Annotated in this window: 18 protein-coding genes and 1 riboswitch; of the genes, 10 read left to right on the top strand and 8 right to left on the bottom strand. The window is 57.5% G+C overall.

Annotation, left to right across the window (positions count from 1 at the left end):
• Positions 1–14: 14 nt before the first annotated feature.
• From HOP44_RS12245 to gntK, 9 genes are all read left to right on the top strand, one after another.
• A complete protein-coding gene (locus HOP44_RS12245) occupies positions 15–1,487 on the top strand; it encodes a glycoside hydrolase family 32 protein (protein ID WP_246369771.1) in 1,473 nt (490 codons plus the stop codon).
• Between the two features lie 3 nt (positions 1,488–1,490).
• On the top strand, positions 1,491–2,444 hold the full coding sequence (locus HOP44_RS12240; protein WP_216667575.1) for an ROK family protein: 954 nt from the start codon (positions 1,491–1,493) through the stop codon (positions 2,442–2,444).
• 403 nt (positions 2,445–2,847) lie between these two features.
• On the top strand, positions 2,848–6,210 hold the full coding sequence (locus HOP44_RS12235) for a GH32 C-terminal domain-containing protein (RefSeq protein ID WP_172253723.1): 3,363 nt from the start codon (positions 2,848–2,850) through the stop codon (positions 6,208–6,210).
• A 381-nt stretch (positions 6,211–6,591) separates the two neighbouring features.
• Positions 6,592–7,845 carry an FxLYD domain-containing protein gene (locus HOP44_RS12230; RefSeq protein ID WP_172253721.1) on the top strand — a complete coding sequence of 418 codons (1,254 nt, stop codon included), beginning with the start codon at positions 6,592–6,594 and terminating at the stop codon, positions 7,843–7,845.
• 12 nt (positions 7,846–7,857) lie between these two features.
• On the top strand, positions 7,858–9,009 hold the full coding sequence (locus HOP44_RS12225; RefSeq protein WP_172253719.1) for a S1C family serine protease: 1,152 nt from the start codon (positions 7,858–7,860) through the stop codon (positions 9,007–9,009).
• Positions 9,010–9,201: 192 nt separating this feature from the next.
• The gene (gnd, locus tag HOP44_RS12220) at positions 9,202–10,101 is read left to right on the top strand and encodes a phosphogluconate dehydrogenase (NAD(+)-dependent, decarboxylating) (protein WP_172253717.1); all 900 of its coding nucleotides are present in this window, start codon (positions 9,202–9,204) and stop codon (positions 10,099–10,101) included.
• 32 nt (positions 10,102–10,133) lie between these two features.
• Positions 10,134–10,805, top strand: a complete 672-nt coding sequence (locus HOP44_RS12215) for a GntR family transcriptional regulator (RefSeq protein WP_172253715.1) — start codon at positions 10,134–10,136, stop codon at positions 10,803–10,805.
• 179 nt (positions 10,806–10,984) lie between these two features.
• Positions 10,985–12,346 (top strand): GntT/GntP/DsdX family permease, encoded by a 1,362-nt coding sequence (locus HOP44_RS12210; RefSeq protein ID WP_172253713.1) that lies wholly within the window; start codon positions 10,985–10,987, stop codon positions 12,344–12,346.
• A gap of 90 nt (positions 12,347–12,436) precedes the next feature.
• Entirely contained in the window at positions 12,437–13,984 is a 1,548-nt protein-coding gene (gene gntK, locus HOP44_RS12205; RefSeq protein ID WP_172253701.1) for a gluconokinase, read from the top strand.
• A gap of 151 nt (positions 13,985–14,135) precedes the next feature.
• Here the strand turns inward: gntK and HOP44_RS12200 are convergent, their stop codons facing one another.
• Positions 14,136–15,158: an S-layer homology domain-containing protein gene (locus HOP44_RS12200; protein WP_172253699.1), complete on the bottom strand. Its 1,023-nt coding sequence runs from the start codon at positions 15,156–15,158 to the stop codon at positions 14,136–14,138.
• 501 nt (positions 15,159–15,659) lie between these two features.
• Positions 15,660–15,796: riboswitch (SAM riboswitch) on the bottom strand.
• Positions 15,797–15,978: 182 nt separating this feature from the next.
• Here HOP44_RS12200 and HOP44_RS12195 point away from each other — a divergent pair.
• Positions 15,979–16,767: a carbon-nitrogen family hydrolase gene (locus tag HOP44_RS12195; RefSeq protein ID WP_172253697.1), complete on the top strand. Its 789-nt coding sequence runs from the start codon at positions 15,979–15,981 to the stop codon at positions 16,765–16,767.
• Between the two features lie 79 nt (positions 16,768–16,846).
• Here HOP44_RS12195 and HOP44_RS12190 read toward each other — a convergent pair whose 3' ends face one another.
• The 7 genes from HOP44_RS12190 to HOP44_RS12160 form a co-directional block, all read right to left on the bottom strand.
• Positions 16,847–17,944 (bottom strand): glycosyltransferase, encoded by a 1,098-nt coding sequence (locus HOP44_RS12190; RefSeq protein ID WP_216667574.1) that lies wholly within the window; start codon positions 17,942–17,944, stop codon positions 16,847–16,849.
• Between the two features lie 46 nt (positions 17,945–17,990).
• Positions 17,991–19,520, bottom strand: coding sequence for a phytoene desaturase family protein (locus HOP44_RS12185; RefSeq protein WP_172253695.1), 1,530 nt, complete (start codon positions 19,518–19,520; stop codon positions 17,991–17,993).
• Between the two features lie 42 nt (positions 19,521–19,562).
• Entirely contained in the window at positions 19,563–20,960 is a 1,398-nt protein-coding gene (locus tag HOP44_RS12180) for an aldehyde dehydrogenase family protein (RefSeq protein ID WP_172253693.1), read from the bottom strand.
• Entirely contained in the window at positions 20,947–22,455 is a 1,509-nt protein-coding gene (locus HOP44_RS12175) for a phytoene desaturase family protein (RefSeq protein WP_172253691.1), read from the bottom strand. The genes HOP44_RS12180 and HOP44_RS12175 overlap by 14 nt, the downstream gene beginning before the upstream one ends.
• A gap of 65 nt (positions 22,456–22,520) precedes the next feature.
• A complete protein-coding gene (locus tag HOP44_RS12170; RefSeq protein WP_246369790.1) occupies positions 22,521–23,342 on the bottom strand; it encodes an alpha/beta hydrolase in 822 nt (273 codons plus the stop codon).
• 327 nt (positions 23,343–23,669) lie between these two features.
• Positions 23,670–24,509 (bottom strand): 1,4-dihydroxy-6-naphtoate synthase, encoded by an 840-nt coding sequence (locus tag HOP44_RS12165; protein ID WP_172253687.1) that lies wholly within the window; start codon positions 24,507–24,509, stop codon positions 23,670–23,672.
• Entirely contained in the window at positions 24,506–25,207 is a 702-nt protein-coding gene (locus HOP44_RS12160; protein ID WP_172253685.1) for a futalosine hydrolase, read from the bottom strand. The genes HOP44_RS12165 and HOP44_RS12160 overlap by 4 nt, the downstream gene beginning before the upstream one ends.
• Positions 25,208–25,226: the final 19 nt, after the last annotated feature.

Genomic DNA, 25,226 nt, shown 5'->3' with positions numbered 1-25,226 from the left:
GAGGCAGACAAACCATGACGATGCAAGTCACGAAGCCCGATCACCGGGGCGCATACCATTTTTCCCCGCAGCAGAAATGGATGAACGATCCCAACGGAATGGTGTATTTCGACGGCGAATACCATTTGTTTTTTCAGCATCATCCGTTCGGCGATACCTGGGGACCCATGCACTGGGGACATGCGGTCACGCGCGACCTGACGAACTGGGAAGAACTCCCGATTGCGCTGGAACCCGACGAGCACGGCACGATTTTCTCGGGCAGCGCGGTAGTGGATTGGCACAATACGACCGGGTTTTTCCCCGACGAGCCGGGGTTGGTCGCCATTTTCACCCATCATCTGGAGCGCCCGGACGCGCCGGTCGTGCAGACCCAGAGTCTGGCTTACAGCACGGACAAAGGCCGCACCTGGATCAAATACGCAGGCAATCCGGTGCTTGAACGCGCCGACCTTCCCGATTTCCGCGATCCCAAAGTATTCCGGCACGAACCGAGCGGGCAGTGGATCATGGTCGTCGCCTGCGGACAGACCGTTTCGCTGTACCGCTCGCCCGATCTCAAACAATGGACATGGGGCAGCGATTTCGGTGAAGGAATCGGCTCGCATGAAGGCGTATGGGAATGCCCGGATCTGTTCGAACTGCATGTCGACGGCGACCCGGCCAAGAGCCGCTGGGTGATGCTGGTCAGTATCGGTGACGGGGGAAGCAGTACGGAAGGCTCGCGGACGCAGTATTTCATCGGTGATTTCGACGGCAGCACGTTCACGCCGGACGAAGCTTCGCAGCAGGTTCGCTGGCTCGATCACGGACGGGACAACTATGCGGGCGTGAGCTGGTCGGATGTGCCCGAAGAAGACGGCAGACGGCTGTACCTCGGCTGGATGAGCAACTGGCGCTACGCGAACCAGACGCCGACCGACGGCTGGCGCGGCGCGATGACGATCGCACGGGAGCTGACGCTCGAGACGGTAGAAGGCGCCATGACGCTGATGCAGCGTCCGGCCCGGGAACTGGAAGCCGCACGGACACCGGTGCTGGAACTTGCGGATGTTACGCTGGCCGAGCTGCGTCAGGAGCTGGAAGCGCTGCGTCTGGACACCTTCGAGCTGGAAGTTCGGGCGGAAGGCGGACTTTCGTTCGAATTCCGGCTGCGTCAGGGAGAAGAATGCGGAACACCGGTCGGCTTCGACGCGGAAGCGGGCGAGCTGTATATCGACCGGACACAATCGGGCGAAAGCGAATTCCACGCGGACTTCGCGGGGCGGCATACGGCGAAGACGGGACCGGAATCCGATACGCAGCTGCGGATTTTCGTCGACCGTTCTTCGGTCGAAGTATTCGAAGGCGGCGGCCGGCTCGTCATGACGGATCTGATCTTCCCGAAGGCAGAAGCGGATCGGCTGTCGGTATTCTCGGCGGACGAATCGTTGAAGTTCCGCTTCGTGCGGATCTGCCGGATTGCGGGTTCCTCCAAGGAGGCGTAAGGGATGACGCACAGAGAAGACAAACGGACGCCGCTCCCTGGCGATTCCGCGGTGATCGGAGCGATCGAAGCCGGCGGGACCAAATTCGTCTGCGGAATCGGAAGTCCGGACGGCGAGATTCATGACACGATCAGTTTCCCGACCGGGAAGCCGGAAGAGACGCTGGCGCAGGCGATCGATTACTTCGCCGGCCGCGGCGTGCAGGCGATCGGCGTCGGTTCCTTCGGACCGATCGACCTGCGCCTTGGCAGCGGCACGTACGGTTTCGTCACGACGACGCCCAAAGCGGGCTGGGCGAACTTCGACTTTCTCGGCACGCTGCGCCGCTCCTTCGATGTACCGTACGGCTGGGATACCGACGTGAACGCCGCCGCTTACGGCGAAGCGATCTGGGGCGCGGCCCGCGGCCTGGACAGCTGCGTGTATTACACGATCGGCACGGGCGTCGGCGTCGGCGTGTATGCCGAAGGGCGGCTGCTGCACGGTCTGCTGCATTCCGAAGGCGGACATCTGCGGCTGCGCCGGCATCCGGACGATCCGTTCGCAGGGTCCTGCCCTTACCACGGCGACTGCCTGGAAGGGATGGCTTCCGGTCCGGCGCTTCAGGCGCGCTGGGGCGTTCCCGGACATGAACTGGCTCCCGATCATCCCGCCTGGGAGATCGAAGCGCATTATATCGCCGAGTCGGTCGCGGCGGCGGTCCTGCTGCTGTCGCCGCGCCGGATCATTCTCGGCGGTGGCGTCATGCAGCAGGAGCATCTGCTGCCGCTGATCCGGCAGCGCGCGGCGGCGAGCCTAAACGGCTACGTCGCGGCGTCGGAGCTTGCCGAAGGGCTAGGCGAGTATATCGTCGCGCCGGGACTCGGCACGCAGTCCGGTCTGCGCGGCGCGCTGGCGCTGGGCATCCGGGCGCTGGAGCGGGAACCAGCCGGTCTGCTGCCGCAAAGCGGCTTATAGAACCGGGCAAGGAGACACCCGGCTATTCAAGCCCGTCTTCCATGACTTGACCCGTTTTTTCAATCCGAACAATTCGAATAAAGTTCCTCCACATGCCCGCCGACGGATACGGGATCCGTCGGCGGGCACATTTGGAAGGAAAGCACGAAGATCGCAAGGTCAAGCGCAAAACGAAGACCGACCATCAATCCATTCAACGTGTCGAGAAAGTCTGATTCCGAGCAAAGCGAGGAGGCGAAGGGAGAAATTCAGTGTAGGAACTAAAGCATTTTCCGCTAAATTTCAATCCTTTTTCCCGATTTCGACACGCGACCGGAACGAATTTCTCCCGCAGCCGACGAGCTTCTACACCGAATAGGACTTTCTCGAAAACTTGATAAATCTATTAAAGGAGGGAAAGAGAATGAAAACATACAAGCCGGCGTCTTCTCTGCTGTGCGCGGTACTGCTGCTGGGCGTTCTGCCGACAGGAGGGCTTCAGGCGGCCGAATCGGCCGAGAACGAATCCGTGAATCCCGCGCTGCGAAAATCGGAAGCCCAGCAGGCGGAATCGCTGCCAAATCCTACGGCTGCAGCGGCACTGTCGGATCTTTCCGCGCAAACCGTGCAGGAACCGATTTGGAACCATAATTTTGATAGCGTTATCATTCGGGAAGGGAACTGGACCGCCGACGACCGCGGAATCCGGGGGACGGCAGAGAACGGCTCCGCCGCAGTGCGGATGCATGCCGTCTCCCCTTCCGAGCGAATGGTGTTCAGGGGCGATATTTCGCCCGGTTCGGCGGATACTTCCGCCGGTCTGGTCTTTCTCGCAGGCAGCGGCGGAACGGACGGTTATACCGCGCTGCTGGACCGCGGGCAGGGCCGCGTACGGGCCCGGCTGCTCGGACCCGGCGGAGCGAATATGGCCGAGTCGGCCGGTACGTATCCGAGCGAAGACGGCGTGAAACATCGGCTGGAGATCGTCGTCGAAGACGGACGGGCTCGTCTCTACGTCGACGGCTATGCGGAAGCGGCGATCGAAGCGGGCGGAATATCCCCGGGTATGCCGCCAGGCGGACTGTCCGCCGGACTGACGGCCGTGCGCGGCACGGCCGTTTTCCAAGATACGTATTTGACGCCGACAGCCGATTATTACGGCGAGACGTACCGCCCCGCCTACCATTATTCGCCGCCGCGCGGTTCGGCCAGCGACCCCAACGGCATGATCTACTACCAAGGCGAATATCATCTGTTCCATCAGGACGGCGGACGCTGGGCGCATGCGGTCAGCCCTGATATGCTGCATTGGAAAAGCCTGCCGCTCGCCTTGGAATGGAATGATCTCGGCCATATTTGGTCCGGGTCCGCGGTCGCCGATCCGGATAATCGCTCGGGTCTGTTCGACGGATCGCCGGACGGCGGCGGCCTGATCGCCTATTATACGTCCTATAATCCCGAAGCGCCGGGGGGCAATCAGCGGATCGGCATCGCCTACAGTGCCGACCGGGGCCGGACCTGGCATTATCCGCAGGACCGCCCGATCGTCATCGAGAATCCCGGCAAGAACGGCGACGATCCGGGAAGTTGGGATTTCCGCGATCCCAAGGTTGTCCGCGACGAAGCCCGCGGCCGCTGGGTCATGGTCGTGTCGGGCGGCGACCATATCCGGTTCTTCACGTCGACGAATCTGACCGACTGGACGCTGACGGACAATTTCGGCTATGGCGGATACGTGCGCGGCGGAGTATGGGAGTGTCCGGATCTGTTCCCGCTGCCGGTAGACGGCACGGGCGAGACCCGGTGGGTGCTGATGATCAGCACGGGCGCCAATCCGGCAACCGAAGGCTCCGACGCCGAATATTTCGTCGGGCAGCTGACGGATGACGGCAAATTCGTCAACGATCATGCGGCCGGGCAGGTGCTGAAGACCGATTGGGGCAAAGAATTCTATGCCTCGTCTTCGTTTACCGATGCGCCGAACGGTCGGGTTGTTACGATGGCGTGGATGACCAATTGGGATTATCCGTTCGCTTTCCCGACATTCGGCTGGCAGGGAGTACTGAGTCTGCCGAGAGAGCTGTCGCTGACACGGACGGGGGAAGGCGTGCGGCTTGTCCAGCGGCCGATCGGCGAATTGGATTCTCTGCGCCGTGAGCTGCGCACGGTCGGCAGGGCGACCGTCGCGGCCGGTTCGCCGAACCCGCTGCAGGGACTGTCCGCGGGCGCGTACGAGATCGAAGCCGAGCTTGAACTGCCTGCAGAGGGGGCGGCGGATTCGTTCGGCTTCCGTGTCCGCGAAGGAGGCGGGCAGCATACGGATATTGCGTATTCCGTAGAAGAAGCCAAGCTTTCGGTCGACCGTTCGGCTTCGGGGGCGACCGATTTCTCGCCGCTGCTCGATCTTCGCCAGGAAGCGCAGCTTCGGCCGGAGAACGGGATTCTCAAGCTGCGGATTTTCGTGGACGAGTCGTCGGCCGAAGTGTTCGCGGGCGAAGGGAGAACCGTCTTCTCCGACTTGATTTTCCCGGATGCGGCCAGTCGGGGAATGAGCTTCTACGCGCAGGGCGGCGAGGTAAAGATCCGCTCGATCCGGGTGCATGCGCTGGATTCCGTATGGAAAAAGCAGGCGGGCGAGGAACTGGTGCTGAATGCGTCGGAAGTGGAGTTGGGTCCGAATGAAGAGCGCGCCCTGTCGGCCGCCGCGCGTACCTCTTCGTCGGTCGAAGGTTCCCTGAATTGGACAAGTTCCGACCCTTCCGTCGTTTCGGTAAGCGCAGCGGAAGAAGGATCGGCGGTTCTGCGGGCTGTCGGTGCGGGCGAAGCATCGGTCACGGTGTCGGCAGCGAACGGAGCGTCCGGCACTGCCCGGGTCGTCGTGCATGGAGGAACGTTCGTATCGGATCTCGGTAAGCTGAGCCCGACGCCTTCCTCGGCGTCCTGGATCGTTACGGAAGACGGGATGCGCGGAAAGCATATCGGCGATACGGCGGCGATGTCCGCGCGGACGGCAGGCGACTTCACGTACGAATCGACCGTAAAGCTCGGCAGTGGGGGCGGAGCGGCTTCGCTGCTGTTTCGCGCGGATGCCGCCGGAGGCAGCGGATATTATCTCAATCTGGACCCGAATATGGATGCGGTGCGTCTGTTCTACAAAATGAACGGAAGTTTCGCGGAGCGGCAGGTGCTCGGGACCTCTCCGGCTTCCGTTGTACCCGGAGGCACGTATCGGCTGAAAGTGCAAGCCAAAGGTCCGCGGATCCGCGCCTGGCTGGACGGCAAAGCGGTCATCGACGTACAGGACGGGACGTTTGCCTCGGGACAGTTCGGGCTGCATGCATTCGGCGGCCAAGCTTCGTTCCAGAACGCGCGCATCACCCATGCTTCCGCGGCCAAACTGGAATCTTTTGCGCTGATCAACCGCGAATCGGCACGGGTACTTGCGGTTTCGGCCCCTGCGCGGGGTTCAGCGGTTGACCTGCGGCAGGCGGAGAAGCGGGGCAATCCGCTCTGGACCGCCGTGCCAACCGGGCTGGCCGACGGATCGGTGTCGCTGCGCACGCCCGAAGGGCAGGCGCTTGATCTGGATACCGGACGCGGCACGCTGCAAATTTACGATTATCTGGGTTACGACAACCAGCGCTGGATCATTCGCAAAAAAGGCGGACAAACCTTCCTGCTGAATGCCGCGAACGGCTTGGCTCTCACCTCCGGCAGCGGCGGCGGGCCGAGCCTGAGCGCCTACGATCCCGACAATCGGGCGCAGCAGTGGAAGCTCAAGAAGTAATATCGAACAGGCAGTGCGAAAAAGCTTCTTTCTTCCGGCAGCGAAGCCGGTTGGAAGAAGTTTTTTTGATAGGGAGATTCGATGTTCAAATATAACCGGCTATTAGGCAGCGCGGCCGAAGTCGGCCGGGAAGCCGTATTGGATACCGTCCGCGCCGGCATGGCGAAGATCTTCATCGGGATCGGGTAGACGAGAGATCTTCGACCTATAGGCAGCAGGGAGTCGTAAAGTTCGATATTTCTTTGGCTTTCAGGAAAACTCACCCTAAATGCTCATGAATTATGCTACATTATTAGCAGCCGAACAAGCAACGAGGGGCCCTGGTCCCAGACCGTTTGTTCCAAGACCATACGAAATGTTTAGTTACGGGAGGGGTCCTGAATGTACTGCAACAACTGCGGGGCGCAGCAGCCGGAACAGGCCGTGTTTTGTTCCGAATGCGGGACGCGTCTGCGCCTTGCCGGAAACGAAGCGGATACCGCTTCGAGTGAAACGCCTTTTGCCCAACCTGCCGCCGAGCTGCCGACGGCGCCGCTTTCGGAAGAGCCGAATGCGCTGAATAAAAAGAAATCGCGAAGCGGGCGCCGCAGCGCGGTTCGCCATTTCATGTGGATGGTTCCGGTGGTGCTGCTGGGGATCGGAATAGGCGGAGTCTATGGGCTGTACGAACGCGAGAGCGGCATTAATGAACAGGTGTCGACGCTTCACGGAGAAGCCGGGAAGCTGGCGCTTGCGGGGAAATACGCCGAAGCATTGGCCCGATTGGATCAAGCGGAAGCGTTAAGACCCGATTACGAAGCGCTTGACACCGACCGGGAATTGGTCGGGACGGCGCAGCGGGTTCATGGGAAGCTGGACAAAGTCTCGTCCCAGTTGAAGCAGAATCAGCTGGAAGCGGCGGAGAAGTCTCTCGGGGTTCTGGAAGCTTCGCTGAACAAGCGGGCCGAGCCGCTGTTCGAGCGCGAGAAGAAGGCGGCTGCCGAGAATCGGGACCGGCTGTCCGTGCTTGCGGTCAAGCAGGAATTGGACAAGTTGGACACTGTCGATGCCCTGGTGTACAAGCTGCGCGAAGTGGAAAAGCTCAAGACGGAAGAAGCCGAAGAAGTCAACGGTTTGATCGTAAGCCGGATTGTCTCGATCAGTACGAAGAATGCGGAAGAACTGCTGCAAGACAAAAGTTTCGATCAAGCGTTCGAAGAAGTCAATCAAGGACTCCTGTACGCATCCGAAGACGAGAGTCTGTTGGCGCTGCAGGATCGGATCGAATCCGAACAAACGGCGTTCGAAGCGGCGGAACAGGCCCGAATCGAGCGGGCGGCGCAGCAGGCGCAGGCCGACGATCTCAGGAACCGAACTGCGGCGGTCGAAGTCGACAATCTGAACGTAGCGGTCTCGGAATATGGAGATATCACGACGACCGGAACCGTAACCAATACGGGAACACGTTCGATTTACGGAATCGAAATCGAATACTCGGCGTACGACGCTTCCGGTTCCTATCTGTTTTCTTCAACGACATTTGCGTCGCCTTACAGTCTTGCGCCAGGAACGGTCGGCAGCTTCACCGCATACGATTACGGCTGGTACGATTACGTCGAGATTCGGGTGGACAACGTGTACTGGTACCTGGACTAAAGGAGGATTCATATGGGAAAAGGATGGATATTCAGCGGGATCGCCTCCCTGGTCATTGCGGCGGGAACAGGGGCCGCTTCCTGGTACGTGCTGGACAAGGTACCCGGGCAAATGGACGGAGCGCCTCTGCTCGCCGCATCGGCCGCGAAACCGGAACAGGCACAGCAAAAAACCGCCAAGCAGGAAGCGAAAACCAGGGCACTCAAAGACATTATTGCCGAGACGCAAAAAAAGGTCGTTATGATCGAGTTGGACAACGGATCGCTCGGTTCGGGATTTTTATACAATGAGCAGGGCGATGTCGTTACCAACGCGCATGTCGTGGAAGGCGCGCGTACGGTCAAAGTGAAAACGACCGATGCGCGCACGCTGGACGGCGAAGTGATAGGAACGGGTACGGATACCGATGTCGCGGTTGTGCGGGTCCCGGGGCTGGCCGGGGAGAAGCCGCTGCAGCTGGCTGCCCAAGAGGCGGAGCTCGGCGACGAAGTGCTGGCACTGGGCAGTCCGCTCGGACTGCAAAATACGGTGACCACCGGAATCGTCAGCGGAACGGATCGCGATTTGACCATCGAACCTTATATCTACCGCAATCTGTATCAGATTTCCGCGCCGATCGCGCCGGGGAACAGCGGTGGGCCGCTTGTTAATGCGAGCACCGGAGAGGTCCTCGGAATCAATTCTGCCAAAGTGACGGAAGAAGCCGCAATCGGATTCAGTATTCCGGTCACGGATATTCGGAGCATGGTAGAAAAATGGTCCAAAAACCCGGGAAGCGATCTGCCGGAACCGAGTGCCGCCGCGACTGAAATGTCAGGAGACGCGTGGGAAGCGGCGGACGAAGCCGAGTATCTGGTTGAAGCCTATTACGACAGTCTGTCCGCCAAAGATTATGTAACGGCGTATGCGATGCTGGGCAGCAGTTGGCAGGCCGGAACCGATTACAACGGTTTCCGCGACGGATACCTCGATACCGGAAGCATCCGGGTCGACTCGATCTCTTCGGAGCCAAGCGGAGACGGTTTTACGGTGACTCTGACTATTACGGCCGAAGAACGGATGGAGTCGGGTACCGATTCTACGTCCTATAACCTCACTTATGCAGTCGGATACGAGAACGGTACGTTGAAAATTTTGAGCGGTACGGGCAAGAAGGCGTCCTGATCCGTCGATAAGGTTTCACTCGTCAAGACGGCTTCCTGTGGAAGCCGTTTTTGGTTTGTCTTGTATCCCTTTACATTTCGGCTCTTTACAAATTCCGAACCGCAGGAGTAAGATGAACCTGTAAGTTGTATACAGGTATACCAGTTCGATAGTATGATTTATATCTTATCCAGGAAAGAGAGAGTGGACAGCATGAAAATCGGAATGATCGGGCTCGGGAAAATGGGATACAACCTGGTTCTGAATCTGCTTGCAAACAAACATGAAGTGGTGGTCAACGACGTGAATCCGCAGCCGGGACAAGAACTTGCCGGCAAAGGCGCGATCGCGGCGGAATCCGTGGCCGAACTGGTCGGACAGCTGGCGAAACCCCGCGTCGTCTGGGTGATGGTACCGGCCGGAGCGATCGTGGACGGCGTACTGGAGGGCTTGTCGGAACTGCTCGAAGAAGGCGATATCGTCATTGACGGCGGTAACTCGCAGTACAAAGATTCGATCCGCCGTTCGGAGACGCTGGGACGCAAAGGGATCTTCTTCTTCGACGCGGGGACGAGCGGCGGCATGTCGGGCGCGCAAAACGGAGGCTGCTTCATGATCGGCGGCGACAAAGACGCATTTGCGACGATCGAACCGCTGTTCCGGGATCTGGCGGTCGAGAACGGCTACCTGTACACCGGACCGAGCGGAAGCGGACATTATCTCAAAATGGTGCATAACGGTATCGAATACGGGATGATGCAGGCGATCGGCGAAGGATTCGAAGTGCTGGAGAAAAGCGCGTTCGATTACGACCACGAAGCGGTGGCCCGCGTCTGGTCGAACGGCTCGGTGATCCGCAGCTGGCTCATGGAATTGACGCAGAACGCTTTTTCCAAAGACCCGAATCTCGACGAAATCCGCGGCGTCATGCAGAGTTCCGGCGAAGGCAAATGGACGGTGCAGGAAGCGCTCGACCTTGAAGTCAGCACGCCGGTCATCGCCTTGTCGCTGCTGATGCGCTACCGTTCGCTCGAGAACGATACGTTCCACGGCAAAGTGGTCGCGGCGCTGCGGAATGAATTCGGCGGTCACGCGGTCGTAAAAGAAGACTGAGCCAAAATCCAGCAGCGGGGGAGTCGTTCACTATGCAATATCCTTCGGCCTGGCTGCAGGGTTCTTCGCTCGGCGAGTCGATTGCGAGCCGGCTGCGGCTGCAGATTATCAGCGAAGAAATCAGGCGCGGCGAGATCATCTCGGAAAACCGTATCGCCGAAACATTCGGTACCAGCCGGTCGCCTGTACGAGAAGCGCTCAAACTGCTGGCCGGCGAGGGACTGATCCGCCTGGAACGAATGGGTGCGGTTGTGGTGGGATTGGACCTTGAAGATGTAAAAGAGTTGTACGACGTACGCTACCTGATCGAAAGTTTCGCCCAGCAGCGGCTGGCGGATCGCGACAATTCGGTGCTGGTCTCGCAGCTCGAACATACGATCGACCGGATGAAGCTGGCGATCAAGCACAGCGATTATGTGGAATTCGCCTACCAGGACTTTTCGTTCCACGAACGGATCGTTACGGAAGCAAATCATACACGTATCCGGCATTTATGGAACAGCATTCGACCCATCGTCATGACGGTTATTCTGCTGACTACGGAAAAAGGGTTCAGACAGGGCGAGGAGCGGATGGAATGGGTCGCCGAAAAGCACCGGACGGTGATCGAAGGACTGCGTTCGGGCAGCGCCGACAAGATCCGCGAAGTTGTAAAAACCTATTTTGACGATTCGGGCGAAACATTGGATCGCAGTCTTCCTTAAAAGGAAGATTGCGTTTGGGTGCCGCTTAAGTTGTCGACAAGTATACCAAGTTAAAAAGAATGCATAAACTTCACGAAGGACACGGGTTTCATGATTTACTGTGTCGGATTTTATGTAAGCGTTACGAAACGAAATCGCGGTATCCATAGACGGAGCCGCCACTCATGAAGGAGGACTTTATGGAAAGCTTATTCGGACTCAGTCATAACACGACGCTGCTTGTATGGACGGCGGTCGCTATCGTTTTTCTCGTACTGTTGATTGCCAAGTATAAATGGAACCCTTTTGTGACGCTCTTGATGTCGGCGCTGATGCTCGGTCTGCTGTCTGGAATGGAAGCGCAGACATTGATCAAATCGGTCACCGGAGGTCTTGGAGGAACGCTCGGAACGATCGCGATCGTAATCGGCCTCGGCACGATGCTCGGCAAAATGATGGCTGAATCGGGCGGTGCCGAACGAATCGCCAATACACTGATCGACAAGTTTGGCGTGAAGCGGGTGCACTGGGCGATGGTCATCGTCGGCTTTATCGTCGGCATCCCGGTCTTTTTCGAAGTCGGCGTCATTCTGCTGATCCCGATTATTTTCCTGGTCGCCCGCAAGACGGGCATGTCACTGCTGCATGTCGGTATTCCGATCCTTGCCGGTCTGTCGACCGTGCACGGCCTTGTCCCGCCGCATCCGGCACCGATGATTGCTATTGATGCGTTTGACGCCAACTTGGGCAAAACGATCCTTTATGCGATGATTGTCGGTATTCCGACCGCAATTATCGCCGGTCCGGTGTTCGGCAAATTTATCGGCAAACGGATTCTCGTTGCGCCGCCGTCCGAACTGGCCGACCAATTCTCGGCCAAAAGTTCGGACAATCTGCCCGGTTTCGGCATTACGCTGTTTACGATTCTGCTGCCGGTACTGCTGATGCTGATCGGATCGGTCGCCGGTATCGTTGATCCGGCAGGGACGAGCGGTTTTACGCACTTTGCGGAGTTTATAGGGCACGAAGTCATTGCGCTGCTGATTTCGGCGGTCTTCTCGTTCTACTCGCTAGGCTTCGCCCGCGGCTTCACCAAATCAGACATTTCCAAATTCACAAGCGAATGTCTGGCACCGACCGCTTCGATCATTTTGATTATCGGCGGCGGCGGCGCGTTTAAGCAGGTGCTGATCGACAGCGGAGTCGGAGGCGCCATCGCGGCGCTGGCGAGCCAGTCGCATATCAACGTCATCCTGTTCTCCTGGCTCGTCGCTGCACTGATTCGCGTCGCGACGGGTTCGGCTACGGTGGCCATGACAACGGCAGCCGGTATCGTCGCTCCGGTACTTGCGGTATCGACCGGCGTCAATATCGAGCTGGTCGTGCTGGCGACAGGAGCGGGTTCGCTTGTCCTGTCGCACGTCAATGATGCCGGCTTCTGGATGATCAAGGAATTTTTCGGCATGACCGTCATTCAAACCCTAAAATCCTGGACGGCGATGGAGACCATCTTGTCGGTCGTCGCATTAATCTTTATTCTTATCTTGAGCGTGTTCGTTTAATAGAGAAGGGAAGCCGAAAAATAAGCAGGCAAAAGCGGGCCGGAACTTCCGGCCTGCTCTGCCGCATCCGAAAGGAAGGGTCGCCACAATATGAGCGAAAAGTTGATGATCGGCGTCGATATCGGCACGACCAGCACCAAAGCGGTAGTCTTTACGGAAAAAGGAGAAGTGGTTGCCCAGGAGAATGTCGGGTATCCGCTGCATACCCCGTCGCCTTCGGTGGCGGAACAGGATCCCGACGAGATCTATAGAGCCGTCACTTTGTCGATCGCGGGCGCGGTGCGCACGGCCCAGGCACGGCCGGAGCAGATCCTGCTGCTGTCGTTCAGTTCCGCGATGCACAGTCTGATCGGTGTCGATGCGGACGGAATCCCGGTTACCCGCTGCATCACGTGGGCGGACAACCGCAGCGCGGCCTGGACGAAGAAGCTCAAGCACGAGCTGAACGGAGACGGGATCTACGCCCGGACCGGTACGCCGATCCATCCGATGTCTCCGCTGTCGAAGCTGCTCTGGCTGCGTCATGATGAGCCCGAGTGGTTCAACCGCTCCGCCAAGTTTATATCGATCAAGGAATACGTCTTTTTCCGGTTGTTCGGCGAGTATGTCATTGATCATTCCATCGCTTCCGCCACCGGGCTGTTCAATCTGGAGCGTCTGGATTGGGACGAGGAAGCGCTGCAGACAGCCGGCGTGACGCCGGAGCGGCTGTCCCGGCTCGTTCCGACGACGCATGTCATGCACGGTTTGCAGCCGGCGGCGGCCAGCGAATTGGGGCTTGCCGTGGATACGCCGTTTGTCGTGGGCGCAAGCGACGGCGTGCTGTCCAATCTGGGCGTAGGCGCGATCCGTCCGGGGGTCGTCGCGGCAACGATCGGAACAAGCGGCGCGATCCGCACCGTCGTAAACCGTCCCGTTACCGATCCCAAAGGCCGCTTTTTCTGCTACGCGCTGGCGGACGGATTGTGGGTGATCGGCGGTCCGGTCAACAACGGCGGCATGCTGTTCCGCTGGGTACGCGACGAATTCGCGGCTTCGGAAGTCGAGACCGCCAAGCGGCTTGGCATCGATCCCTACGAAGTCCTGACCCGGATCGCCGAACAGGTGCGTCCGGGCAGCGAGGGGCTGCTGTTCCATCCGTATCTGACCGGAGAACGGGCGCCGCTGTGGAATCCCGATGCGCGGGGATCGTTTTTCGGCTTGACGATGAACCATCGCAAAGAGCATATGATCCGCTCCGTGCTGGAAGGCGTCATTTTCAATCTGTATACGGTCATGCTGGCCATGGAGGAGCAGATCGGCCGCCCGCAGAAGATCCATGCGACCGGCGGATTTGCCCGTTCGCCGCTGTGGCGGCAGATGATGGCGGACATCTTCGATCAGGAAGTCGTCGTCCCGGAGAGTTTCGAAAGTTCCTGTCTCGGCGCCGCGGTGCTGGGCTTGTACGCACTTGGGCGCGTCGATTCGCTGGATGTCGTCGAAGGGATGATCGGCGGTACGCACCGGCATGAACCGATCGACGAGAATGCCAGAATCTACAAGCACCTGCTGCCGATCTTTATCTCCGTTTCGCGCAGCCTGGAGCAGGAATACGAAGCGATCGCCCGCTTCCAGCGGGAGATGGCGGGAGAGCTCTGAGTCTCCGGACGCGGGACCCGCGGCTGCAGCGGATCCTTTCATGCAAAAAAGCCGCTTTTCCGTTTGGCATAGGCCATGGAAAAGCGGTTTTTGGCATGTTTTGGTTTGCCGAGCGAAAGATGCGGCCTGCGGGTGCATCCGGAAACTGCGCTCAGCGTGCCCGGCTCGGCGAATGGTCGATCGAGGCGGCCATCACGTCGCCGTACGCCCAATAGGACGGGGGAACGTCGCTCCAGGTCATCGGAAGCCCCTTGTCCGCGGGACGTTCGATCAGGCGGTTGACCAGGGCGGCGGTCTCGGCTCTCGTCACCGGCCGATCGGGGCGGAACCTGCCGTCCGGATAGCCGTCCATGGCGCCGTGCGAAGCGGCAGCCGCAATCGCGGCGGCGGCCCAGTGTCCTTCGGTATCGCCAAAGGCCTTATCCGATCCGTCCGGCCATCCGTATACGTTCGCCAGGATTTGCGCCATTTCCGCCCGGGTTACGGCACGTTCGGGTTCAAAGCGGGCGCCTCCCGTACCCTGCATCCAGCCTTTGGCCGCAGCCACGGATACGCCGGTCGTAAGCCACTTGCCGGAATCGATATCCCGGAAATCCGGATCCGAAGCAGCGGGTTCCCCGCTCATTGTCCGCTGCAAGATGACCGCCAGCTCCGCCCGGATCACAGGCTGTTCGGGGCGGAAAGTTCCGTCCGTGTAACCGTTCATATAGGCGGGATACTTATGCTTTTCCGGCGTCAGCGCAAAGGCGTAAAGCGAGGATACGGCTTCGCCGGCATGCAGAATGCCTGCGGCTCCGGCGTTTCGGCTGTCATAAGGCAGATAGCCTTCTTTTTCGCCGACGATGTAATAATCGCCTTCCGGCTGAACCTGGCGAAGGCCCATTCCGTTTTCGCCTGGGGCGACCGCAGCCGATACAGGCTGACCGGCAAGGCGTCCGCCCGCACGGTTGGCGGCCGTGTCGGCCCAGTACAGTGTGATCTTCACCTCTTCGAGAGGCAGACCGGTAACCGCATCGGTGACGCTGATCCGCACAGGCGTCGTGACGCCGGTTTCCAGGGCGGAAGCGGGCACCGGAGAAGCTTCGGAAGCGGCCGGGAGCAGAACTCCGGCAGCCAGCAGCAGAGCGACAAAGGACGAACCGACGCGTTTGGGGACGGGCGTGCCGATGTTCATGGAAATCGCCTCCGTATCGGAATGGGACCAGCGGGCACTCGAATGGCGGACGGAGTCATGGGGGTCTTACTTTATACATAAACCTTTAAAAATCGGGAGAATCCGATCGGGGTCTCCATAAATGGAAAAAGTTAAGGGCAAGGAGGCCCACACGGAAAAAAAGCCTGCCGAGCCGCATGCCGGAAAGGCTTGCGGTCTCGATAGACTTCTATTCCTGAAGCGCCGGCGGTCCGGATGATTGCATTTGAGGATGGAATCATACGCAGATTGCAGCCGGGATCGAAAAAAGCATGCGACCCGGACAAGCGGCCGGCGCGGGACTCGAACGACGTTGCGGCGGCCGGAACGGAAACCGGTCCGGCTGGCGAAGACTTCGCAGGATGCGGCGCGAAGCTTCGCGGTATAAGAACCGGCGCAAACCGGACTTACGCAGTGGAACGAAGAGACGTCAAAAAGCCTCTTCCCATAAAGACAAGAAGAGGCTTGAACAAGCGGAATCTCTTCTTATCTCTCCGTTCATTCAACGTTCCGCCAAGCGGACAAATATGAATAAACGTGCAAGAATTAGCACCGTGCCCCCAATGGGGTCGGTTGCCGGGCTTCATCGGGCTGGTCCCTCCGCCTGCTCTTGATAAGATGTTTCAGGGTCTGACTTATAGAGAATACATATGTTTGAATTATCGCATGACCCGCCGAAAACTGTCAACGGACCTTTGGAAGGTTTCCTGCTTCTTGGCTTCCGCCGCTTGCAATTCCGGCCGGCGATCCTATAGGCTGGATAGAAATATAGAAAGCTGGGCCGAAGAACGGAGGATGCGCGATGACCAAATGGAAAGTAACCTGTATCCAGCACGATGTGATCTTCGGAGACCCCGAAGCCAATTATGTACGCATGGAAGAACGGATTGACCGGGCAATGCACTCGAATCCCGATGTTGTGGTGCTGCCCGAATTGTGGACGACCGGCTACGACTTGGCGCGGCTGGACGAGATCGCGGACAAGGAAGCGCGGCGCACGAAAGCTTTTCTTGCAGACATCTCACGCAGATACGGGGTACATCTGGTCGGCGGGTCGATAGCCCAGCGTACGCCGGCAGGCGTATTCAATACGCTGCTCGTGTACGACCGCGAAGGCCTGGCGGCTGCGGAGTACCGCAAAGCCCATCTGTTCAAGCTGATGGACGAACATCTGTATCTTCAGGCGGGTGAGCAAAAAGGGCTGTTCGAACTGGGCGGTGTCCGCGGAGCGGGAGTCATCTGCTACGATATCCGTTTCCCCGAATGGATCCGGGTTCATGCCGCTTCCGGTGCCGACATTCTGTTCGTTGCCGCCGAATGGCCGCTCTCCAGGCTGGCTCACTGGCGCGCGCTGTTGATCGCCCGGGCGATCGAGAATCAATGCTGGGTGGTCGCCTGCAACCGAAGCGGCAGCGATCCTTCGAACGTATTCGCGGGGCATTCGATGATTGTAGGGCCGTGGGGAGAGGTCGTCGCCGAAGCGGGAGAAGAAGACGGGTTTTTGACCGCAGAACTCGATATGGACGAAGTCGCGAGAGCGAGAGGGCGAATTCCGGTATTTGAAGACCGGAGACCGGAACTGTACCGCTAGCCGCTTGTCCCGATAGACAAAAAGCGCGCGGGCGGCTCCGGCGGCCGGTGCCAAATGGAGCGGTTGGAATCGACGGTATTCAGACCTTGATCTTGCGACCTTTCCAGCTTACAGAGTGAAACACATTCACTCTGATGAACGAATACAAATAGATGCCTACGAAAAACGAGAACCAGATCGGATGAATCGCAAAAACCGCTTTTTTGAAATTGCCGATCCGGCCGGCAAACCGGGCGGTCTGCGCCGCATACAGGATATACAAGCCTCCGCTGAAGGCGATAGCGGCCGGATTCCAGGCGATCAGGGCAGAGATCAGGGCGGCCGCGGCAATGAAACTGCCGGAGATCCAGAAGATGACCATGAGCATGACAACCGGATGCGTCGATTTGGAACCGACGGCGAAACTTTTGCACCAGCCCTCGATCAGGCTGCCGACGCCTTCCGGGTACATGCGGAAAGACAAGATGCCTTTGCCGCCCAGGCAGCGAACGGGAAGATCCTGCTCCAGAAACGCTTCGCCCAGCGCCAGATCGTCCATGATCGCGCCTTCGATTTTTTTGTGCCCGCCGGACAAAAAGTAATCGTCGCGGCTGCACAAAATGCACGGACCGAACGAACCGGCCGTTCTAAACCGCGAACCCCAAAGGGTGAACAGATTCATGCCGACCACGACGATGATATTGAAAACGATAGAGATGTATTCGTACAAACGCTCTACGGTATGGAAAGGCTGCAGGGCCGTAATGCCCCGTGCTCCTTTTCCTTGGTAGAAATGCAGCAGATGGCTTAATCCGTCCACGCTTTCAAACTTGGTATCGGCGTCCAAAAACAATAACCAGCTTCCTTTGGCCTGCTCGGCTCCATACCAGCAGGCCGAAGATTTGCCCGACCCGTCGTTTCGAAGCACCTTTGCCCCGAAGCTTTCCGCAACGGCGGCAGTCTTGTCCGATGAATCGTCGTCCACCACCAGAATTTCGTAGGCCGTGAACCGCTGCTCCTGCAGCGACTTCAGCAGAGGCAGGATTCTGCGCTCTTCGTTTCTGGCCGGAATAATGATGGACAGAAACGGCAGGCCGGCCGCGGATCCGGAAGAGGAGACAGGGATCGGCAGCGACCAGAATGCAAGGAAGCCGGCGATCACGGCCGCAAGCCCGATCGCCAGTTTAATGAAGTCCAAAGCCGTTATAACATCCGCCACCTTTTTTAGTTGATTTTTCTTCCGCTCATTTCACCGAATAATCGAACGGTTCCCCAGTATCGTCCTGGATTAACTCCTGGGCGGCAATTCGGGCCGACAAGAGCACGATCGGGACGCCTGCGCCGGGATGCGTACTGCTTCCGGTGAAGTACAATTGTCCGCAGTGGCTCGCTTTGCTTTGCGGGCGATAGTGGTTGCTTTGTTTGAGAATAGGCTGCAAACCGAACGCGGCGCCGTTATACGCATTGAACTTCGAACTGAAATCAAGCGGCGTCGTATGCGTTTCGGCCACGATTTCATTGTCGATGTTTTCAAAGCCGCGAATCTTCTTCAACTCGTTCAAAATGTACCCGCGATAATAAGAAACCGTCTCCTCGTTCCATTCGTAATTGGATTCGGCGGCGTTCGATACGGGCATCAGAATATATAACCCGTCTTTTCCTTCAGGGGCCAGGGACGGGTCGATTTTGGAAGCGATATAAACATAAAAAGAAGCGTGGGTCAGTTTTTTGCCGTCGAAAATATCTTTAAGATTCTGATCCAGGTTTTCATTGAAAACAAAATTGTGCACATGTTCGATTTCTTCGTACTTTCGGTCCATGCCGAGGTAGAGAAGGAAACAGGAACACGAATATTTCATGCTGTCGACTTTCTGATCGGTATATTTCCCTTTGGCGGGTTTGTCCTGGACCAGATTTTTGATCGCATACGGGAAGTCCGCATTGCAAACGACATAATCCGAAGAGATCTTTTGTCCGTCCACGACAATGCCTTCCGCTTTTTGATTTTGTATAGAGATCTCCTGTACCTCTTTGCCGTAATGAACGACGCCTCCGAGCTCTTGGAAGAGCCGCTCCATCGACAAAGCCATCGTATACATCCCGCCTTTGATAAACCACACGCCGTACAAGAACTGCAGCATGGGAATCATCGTATAAAAAGAAGGGCTGGTCAGAGGAGAGATGCCGATGTACAGCGTTTGGAAGCTGATCATCTGCCGCAGTCTTTTGTTTTTGATATACCGACCGACGAACTTATCCGCAGTGTCGTAAGGTTTCAGCTTCAAGGCTTTTTTCAGCATGGGGAGGTTATAGAATTCATTCCGTTTACGGAAAGGTCTCGGAAGAATGTAATGCTTGGCAATAATGAATTTCTGATAAATCTCATGCAGATACCGGAAAAAGCCCGCGGTGTCTTCTTCGCTCATCGCTTCGATCGTTCGGGTCAGCTTGGTCAGGTCGGAGGAGATGTCAAAAGGCTGGTCCGGAATATCGCTGAAATAAGCCCGGTAAATCGGATCCAGCCGCTGCATGGGAATATAATCGTCCGGATTGCGGCCGCACGTTTCGAAGACTTCCCGATAGAGTTCCGGCATCATCACGATGCTTGGCCCCAGATCGAATTTGTATCCTCCGTCCAGCTCGATCCGATTCATCTTGCCTCCGGGCGTTAATCCTTTTTCATAGATCTCTACCCCATAACCCGCATGCTGCAGCCGTATGGCCGTGGCAAGCCCTGCTACGCCCCCTCCAACGACGATCACCTTTTTACTCATGCAAACCCTCATTTCCATCCAGTATTGGCTTCATTGCTGGGATTACAGAAGCCATTTTCTCAACTTTTTTAATGCGTTCCTGTTTCGATCGGAGTACGGCGGGAACTTCCCTTGAAAACGCAGGTAATGGTAAGTTTGAACTTTTGTTTTCTCGTAACTGAAAGCCAGAAAACCGGCTTTGCCGTGATAAGCGCCGTATCCGCTTCGGCCGACCCCTCCAAATGCGACATGGGGGCTCGCGGCATGGTGGATCACTTGATTGACGCTGATCGTCGAGGAGCGCATATAGTCGTTGAACCGCTGGATTCGATCGTTGTTTTTACTGAAGATATATCCGGTGAGCGCATCGCGCTGAAGACAGCCTGACGATAACAAAGATTCCAAATCGGTATAGGGAATGACCGGAAGAACCGGCCCGAAAATTTCTTCTTCCAACACCGGACTGCCCGGCTCAATATCCGTCAGCACGGTCGGCGCGATAAACCGGTCGGATCGATCATTCGTGCCGCCATGTCTGACCGTACCCTGACCGATAAATCCGACTACTTTTTGAAAATGGGCTTCGGTACAGATCCGGCCGTAATCTCCGCTTGCCTGAGGCTGTTCCCCGTAGAAAGCGGACAGCGAAGCTGAGATTTCATCCAGCGTTTGTTCGTATACGGACCGATGGACGTAAAGGGTATCCGGCGCGATACAGGTCTGGCCGGCATTCAGGAATTTCCCCCAGACGATGTCTCTCACGGCAGCTGCGGAAAAGCCCGTTTCGTCCAGAATGCAAGGGTTTTTTCCGCCGAGTTCCAGGATCACCGGCGTAAGCCGCTTGGCTGCCTGGTCGGCCACGGCTTTCCCGGTTTTGCCGCTGCCCGTGAAAAAGATCAAATCGAACGGAGCCGAGGTGAGCCGGCTGGCGGTCTGGGCATCTCCTGTCACCACGCAGAGCTGTTCGGAAGGAAAAGTTTGATTGATCGCTTCTTTGAGCAGCTCGGCCGATGCCGGTGCGGATTCGGACGGCTTGATGACGCAGGAATTCCCGCCCGCAATGGCTCCGATCACCGGCATCAGGGTAAGCTGAACCGGATAATTCCACGAACCGATGACGAGGACGCTTCCATGCGGCTGCCTTTTTTTGCGCAGCACTTCGACGGAGCCCAATTTGAGATGCCTTGATGCCTTGGGCCGGTTCCACTTGTCGAGGTGTTTGCAGACGTAATCGATCTCATTCAACAGCACGGCGATCTCGGACGAAAAAGACTCGAACGCCGGTTTGCCCAAATCCGAATACAGGGCATCGGTAAATTCTTTTTCCCGCTCTACCAGAATATTTTTCAGTTTTAAAAGCTGCTTTTTGCGCATCTCGCCGGAAGGAACCCCTTTGGCTAACCGTTCTTCCCTCTGCCTTTCCGGTAAACTCTCCGGAAGAGGGTATTCATTTTCCGGCATGGGCGGAATCCCTCTGCACGATTTTTTTGCTTACCAGTTGGCCGCTCAACGTCACCATAGGCATGCCGCCTCCCGGGTTTACGGTTCCGCCCACGAAATACAAATTGCTATAACGTTCACTTTGTTTCGGATGCTTGAAGCCTTTGTTTTTTTTGCGGTCGGACAAGGTTCCGTAGATGGCGCCCCGATCCGAACCGTACATCTGTCTGATCTTGTCCGGCGTCCAGACGTCTTTGGTGACGATATTGGCCCGCAAATCGTCCAGACCCATTCTCTCCAGCTTCATCAGGGTCCGCTCGGCAAATTGTTCGTATTCCTGCGGGGTAATCGGTTTCTGGTCTTGAATATAAGGAATATGCGGCAGCACTTTGATGTTTTCGTATCCTTCCGGAGCCTGCGACGGATCCGTCTTGTTGACGTTGACCAGATAAATCACCGGATCCTCCGGCAGCTTATGCTGATGGAAGATCGACTGCATCTGCTGCTTCAGGTTTTCCGCGAAAAAGAAGTTATGATGGCGAAGCTGCGGATAGCTTTTTTTCACGCCCAAATGCATGACGAGACCGGAGCTGGCCGGTTTGAATTTTTTCTTTAATTTTTCCATATAAGCGCTGTCTTCTTCCAGCAGTCGTTCGTAGACCGGGATAACTTCCATATTGGAAACGTAATAATCCGCGGTTAATCTTGATCCGTCTTCCAGCAGGGCCCCCGTGATTTCGCCGTTCTTCTTTTCAAGCTTGGCGATCGGTTTGCCGAGGTGGAAACGAACGCCCGCTTCTTCGGCCAGCTTCACCAAACCGTCTGCCAGTTTATTCAAGCCGCCGGGTACATACCAGACTCCCTGGTCATGCTGCATATAGATCATCATATTCAACACGGCCGGGGCATCATAGGGAGACGAACCCACATACTTGATAAAGTAGGACAGCATATCGCTGAACTGTTTATTGCTGATCCGTTTGTCGATCGCTCCGCGGACGGTAGACAGCAAATCGAAGTTTCTCAAAGCGGCAAACAGAGTCGTATGTTTCATGATTTCCCGGGTCGTATCGACGCCATGCTTGAAATAGGTTTTATCCGTCATATCGTAAAGCTTTTTGGAATAGAGAAGGAGGTCCTGATACTCGCGCATGTCTTTTTCGCTTAAGGAAGGGTTCTGCTCCTGCATTTCCTGCAGATCTTCGTATAAGTCGATGATATTGCCGTCAGGGAAAAAGGACCGCCATTGATGATCCAGCTTCTCGATCGGAACGTAATCCTGCATGGATTTGCCGCTCGCCGTAAACAGCTTTTCAAAAACCCAGGGCATCGTCAGGATAGAAGGTCCCAAGTCAAAACCGAAACCGTCCTGGTCCAGCCGGTTCAACTTGCCGCCGATATGATTGTTTTTCTCATACAAAGAAACCTCGTATCCGGCCTGTGCCAATGAAATCGCGGCCGACAATCCTCCAAGTCCGCCGCCGATTACCAATATCTTTTTGTTTGTCGTTTTCACTTGTCGGTTTGCTCCTTCTCTCAATCCAAAATGGGTTTCATTCTTACGCCAAGCCGCTATGCGCCTTAGGTCGATCTTCCTGCCGCTTCCCTGATGGCGGATGCGACCATTTTCCAGGCTTCTTCCGCTTTTTCTTTTGGACCGAAATGTGTAAAAGAATGTTTGCAGTCTTTGAATATTTTCGACTCAACCTCGACTCCGGCTTCTGTCAGTTTCTTCGCATAATATTCCGCTTCCGGTCTGAATGCATCGTCCTCCGCGATGAGAATAAGGGCGGAAGCCAATCGGCCGCTTAGAGCGGCGCGAACCGGAGAAGCGAGAGGATGCTCCGCCTGGCCTTTGCCCGGTACGTAGCACAGGTTCAGAAAATGGGCGACCTGGGGATATCGGGCACGCCATTTATCCGTTTCCGGTTTATCCGCATACGGCGTAGCAAAATCCAGCATCGGGCAGGACAGCACCTGCAGCAGCGGCTGCCGCTCCTTTTTTTCTTCCAGATGCAGACAGAGAGCAGCAGCCAGATTGCCGCCTGAACTTTGTCCGCCGACCATCATTTTCGCCGCGTCGATATTCAAATCGTCGGCGTTTTGCTTCAGCCACCGAAACACTTCGTAGATTTGTTCAAGCGGTTTTGGAAAAGGATGCTCGGGTGCTTTTGCATAATCCACGTTCACGACCACGCAGCCGGTCCGGTTGGCCAGGTAGCGGCAGTAGGGATCATCCATTTCTTTTTCATGCATGATAAAAGCTCCACCATGAAAATTCACGTAAACCGGAAACTTCTTCGCTTCGGCTTGCAGGGGATAGTAGAGAGAGAGATCCGCAGGTTTTACGGATGTGTCGACCTGCCTCTCTTTTTTCTTTTTCACCGGCTCAAAAGGGAGCATAGGCCGCTTTTTGGCCCGATTGGGCAGGAGGCGCATCAGCTTTGCCGTGATAAGGGTGAACAATCGCATAACCTCGCTTTACCGTTGAACTTGAATAAAGCCTATGTATACGCCAGCAATGATTATTGTTACCCGTAAACGAACGCGGCGGCTACAGAACTTGATAACTTCCTCAAAAAAAGTTTTATTCTTGGGCAGGGGAAGTATCTTTTCATTTCGAAACGATCTGCAATTCGCGACAAGAATAAAGACGCCCGACTTTTCTTAGTGAAGTCGGGCGTCTTTATCGGTTGGCATGGAGCGAGTTCTTATAAGGATGAATCGGCCTTAATCGCCCGGTTCAAGCAGCTTCTCGTCAAAAGAAGGCACCAGGCCTTCGCGGGCGGCGCGGACCAGCAGCGAACGGATCGCCGCATAGCCGTCTTCGCCCAGATCCGCGGTGAATTCGTTGACATAGAGTGCGATATGCGAATCGGCGACGGCCGAATCCATCTCCTGCGCGTGCTCCAGCACATAAGCGCGCGAGGCTTCGGGATGGGCCCAGGCGTATTCGACGGAAGCGCGCACCCACCGCGTGACGGAGCGGGCATCGACGCTGCCTCGTTTGGCGATAATCGCGCCGAGCGGAATCGGAAGTCCGGTGTCGCTTTCCCACCAGTCGCCCAGATCGGCGAGCTTGTGCAGGCCGTAATTCTGGTAAGTGAAGCGCGCTTCGTGAATCACGAGGCCCGCATCGATCTCGCCGCTCTGTACGGCCGGCATAATCTTGTCGAACGGCATGACCACGACTTCGCCGATCCCGCCCGGAATGGCCTGAGCCGCCCATAAGCGGAACAGCAGGTAGGCGGTCGAGCGCTCGCTCGGTACGGCAATACGCTTGCCGGACAGGTCGCCGGGCGCGGCGGAGCCTTGGGTCAGCACAAGCGGTCCGCAGCCGCGGCCGAGCGCTCCGCCGCACGGAATCAGCGAGTACTCCTTCAGAATCCAGGGCAGGGCGGCATAGGAAATCTTCATGACTTCCGGACCTTCGCCTGCGGCGGCCCAGTTGTTGGTGATATCGATATCGGCATAAGTGACTTCAAGTTCCGGTGCGCCTTCGATCAGGCCGTGCGCCAGGGCATGAAACACGAATGTATCGTTGGGACAGGGGGAAAATGCGATCTTCAAGCGAAAAACACCTCCGGTAATAGTGAACTTGCCGTGCGAAGCGCACCCAGCGCTTCGCCGATCTTCCAGGCGCCGCGGTCGCGGGGACCGACCGCGTTCGAGATTGCCCGCAGCTCCAGCGCGGGCAGCCCGAACTGCCGGGCGGCCTCCGCGACGCCGAAGCCTTCCATGCCTTCGGCCGCCGCGCCGGGCACGCGCGCGGCCAGCGCCTGCGCGCCCTCAAGCGTACCGGTCGCCGTCGCGACCGTCAGCACCGGGCCGAGGCGCGCCTCGAGGCCGGCGCCGCGCAGCGCGCCGGCCAAAGCGGCCGAGACGTCGGACTCGGCCGGAATCACGGACGAGCCGAAGCCCAGCTCGTCCACGGAAATAAAGCCGTCTGGGCTGTCCGAGCCCAGGTCGGCCGCAACCATGCGGCTCGCGACAACAAGCGAGCCGATCTCCGCCGTGCCGGCGAAGCCTCCGGCGATGCCGGCACTGACCGCGCGCAGGTAGTGTCCGCGCGCGAGGGCGGCGGCTGTACCTGCCGCCGCTGCCGCCGTGCCGACGCCGGCGGCGATCACGTCGAAGCGGGGATCGTCCGCGAGCCCTTCGAGAACCGCCAGGCGTTCCGCTTCGACGGCCGTGACGATAAGGACTTTCGGGGCGGATCGAACGATCGGATCCGCGGGTTCCTGGCCGTATGGATTCGGCTGGTGCATAGAATCGACTCCTTGTATA

The sequence above is a fragment of the Saccharibacillus deserti genome (assembly GCF_013618475.1).
Lineage (GTDB): Bacteria > Bacillota > Bacilli > Paenibacillales > Paenibacillaceae > Saccharibacillus > Saccharibacillus deserti.
This window is presented reverse-complemented; position numbering and strand designations above follow the sequence as displayed.